At 30.1% G+C, this 2,661-nt stretch carries 2 protein-coding genes; both read left to right on the top strand.

Annotated features, from left to right (window positions below):
- The coding region (locus Q0J90_RS03345) for a PTS sugar transporter subunit IIBCA (RefSeq protein WP_297276561.1) at positions 1-1,338 on the top strand (1,338 nt) is incomplete at its 5' end.
- Between the two features lie 380 nt (positions 1,339-1,718).
- Positions 1,719-2,661: alpha-amylase family glycosyl hydrolase (locus Q0J90_RS03340; protein WP_297276560.1), on the top strand; the 943-nt coding region annotated here is incomplete at its 3' end.

The following is a 2,661-nucleotide window of genomic DNA, read 5'->3' as shown; positions in this document are numbered from 1 at the left end:
GTTTCTCCTCAGCTTGTTAATGCTTATTTAGTAGGAACCGTTGATCCTAAATTTTATGATTTCGGAATTTTTAAAATGCCTATGGTTGGTTATCAGGCTCAGGTTATACCAGCTATAATGGCAGGATTTATTTTAGTGTATTTAGAGAAGTTTTGGAGAAAGATTGTACCTGAATATGTTTCTATGGTTATAATACCGTTTGCTTCATTAATACCAACAGTTATTATAGCTCATTCTGTTGTAGGTCCTATAGGCTGGAAAATAGGCGAGGCAGTTTCTTATGTTGTATATACAGGCTTAACATCAAAATTTGGAGTTTTGTTTGCCGGAGTATTCGGATTCTTCTATGCTCCTTTAGTAATAACAGGGCTTCATCACATGTCTAATGCTATTGACTTACAGCTTATGAGTCAGTTCGGCGGTACTATGTTATGGCCTATGATAGCTTTATCAAATATAGCTCAGGGTTCTGCAGTAGTTGCTATGTCTATACTTCAGAAGAGAAATAACAAAGCTAAACAAATAAATATACCAGCATTTATATCATGTTATTTAGGAGTTACAGAACCTGCATTATTCGGTGTAAACTTAAAATATGGTTTTCCATTTGTATGCGGTTTAATAGGTTCTTGTGTTGCTGCAATTATATCAGTTGCTTCTAAGGTTATGGCTACATCTATTGGTATTGGAGGTATACCGGGAATACTTTCAATACAGCCAAAGCATATGTTAATGTTTGCTGTTGCTATGATTTTTGCTATAGCCATACCATTAGTATTAACTCTTATAGTAGGAAAGAAAAAATTAAAACCAGAAGATTTAACTGATAATACAGATATTTTAGAAACTGTTTCAAATAATGTATCAACTGCAGAAGCGATAACTTTAGATGATGATAATTTTGTTTCACCTATGAATGGAAAAGTTTATAAATTATCAGATATAGCAGACGAGGCATTTTCAAGCGGTGCTATGGGTGAAGGTTTTGCAATAGAATTAGCTGATAGTATAGTAACTTCTCCTTGCGATGGTGAAATAATAGCTGCTTTCCCTACAAAACATGCTTATGGTATAGAAACTTCAGACGGAAATGAAATACTTATTCATATAGGTATGGATACTGTAGAGCTTAATGGAGAAGGTTTTGAATCTTTTGTAAAAGTGGGAGATAAAATAAAAAAAGGAGACAAGATAGCTAAAGTTGATTTAGAATATGTAAAAAATCATGGGAAATCTTTAGTATCTCCTGTTGTGTTTACTGACGGCACTAAAATTAATTTATTAAAAGAAAATAATGTTATAAAAAATGGTGAAGGAAAAATTATAGAAATAAAATAATTAAGCGGGGTAAAATATTTATAGGTTTTTATTATATATACGGCAGTTAACTATATATTACTTAGCTGCCGTTATAATCTAAACAATTATATTTTGTTAATTTTTATATTTTGTAAATATATTATCAACTTTTTTGCCGCACAAAAAAGTAGCAAAAAACGCAATTGCTAGAGCTTTATATTAAAAACATGCCTATTAAATATAGGGTATAACCTATAAAAATGCAGTTCTTTTGGTTCTTTTATACCAATAAAAGAACTGGTGTCTGGGGCAAAGCCCCAGATATAAAAACAAAAATATAAATTTATTTTTGACAAAATGTAGTTGTTTAGGTATAACTCAAGAATTTATTATAAATCTAATTAAAACAGGAATGAATTATGAATTTTAAAAATAAAGTTGTTTATCAAATATATCCGAAATCTTTTATGGACAGCAACAATGACGGATTTGGAGATATAAGAGGTATAATATCAAAATTAGACTATTTACAAAATTTAGGTATAGATATTATTTGGAGTACTCCTTTCTTTGTTTCTCCTCAAAAAGATAATGGATACGATGTTGCTGATTATTATAATGTTGATCCTTCTTACGGCACTATGGAAGATGTTGAAGAACTCATAAAAGAATCTAAAAAAAGAAATATAGATATAATGTTTGATATGGTATTCAATCATACTTCCACAGAGCATAAATGGTTTAAGAAAGCTATGAATGGGGAAGAAAAATATAAAAATTATTATATATTCAAAAAGGGGAGAGTAGTTAATGGAAAAAAAGAACCTCCTACAAATTGGGTATCTAAATTCGGAGGCAATGCTTGGCAGTATGTAGAAAAATTTGATGAATATTATTTGCATCTATTCGATGTTAGTCAGGCTGATTTGAATTGGGACAATGAAGAAGTAAGAAAAGAAATTTTTGATATAGTTAACTTCTGGATAAAAAAAGGAGTTTACGGATTCAGATTTGATGTTATAAACCTTATATCAAAGCCTGAAGTTTTTGAAGACGATTTTGAAGGCGACGGCAGACGTTTCTATACTGACGGACACAATATACATAAATATTTAAAAGAGTTAAATAAAAATACTTTCGGAAAATATGATAATGCAATCACAGTAGGCGAGATGTCTTCAACAAGCATAGAAAACTGCATTAAATATTCTGGTGAAAAAGAAAATGAACTTAGTATGGTATTTAGTTTTCATCATTTGAAAGTTGATTATAAAAATAAAGATAAATGGCAGTTAATGGATTTTGATTTTCAGGAATTAAAAAATCTTTTATTTACTTGGCAGGAAGGAATGCAGGATAATA

Source organism: uncultured Brachyspira sp. (assembly GCF_944390595.1).
Lineage (GTDB): Bacteria > Spirochaetota > Brachyspiria > Brachyspirales > Brachyspiraceae > Brachyspira.
Note: the sequence above shows the minus strand (reverse complement) of the source record. Positions and strands in the feature narration are given on the sequence as shown.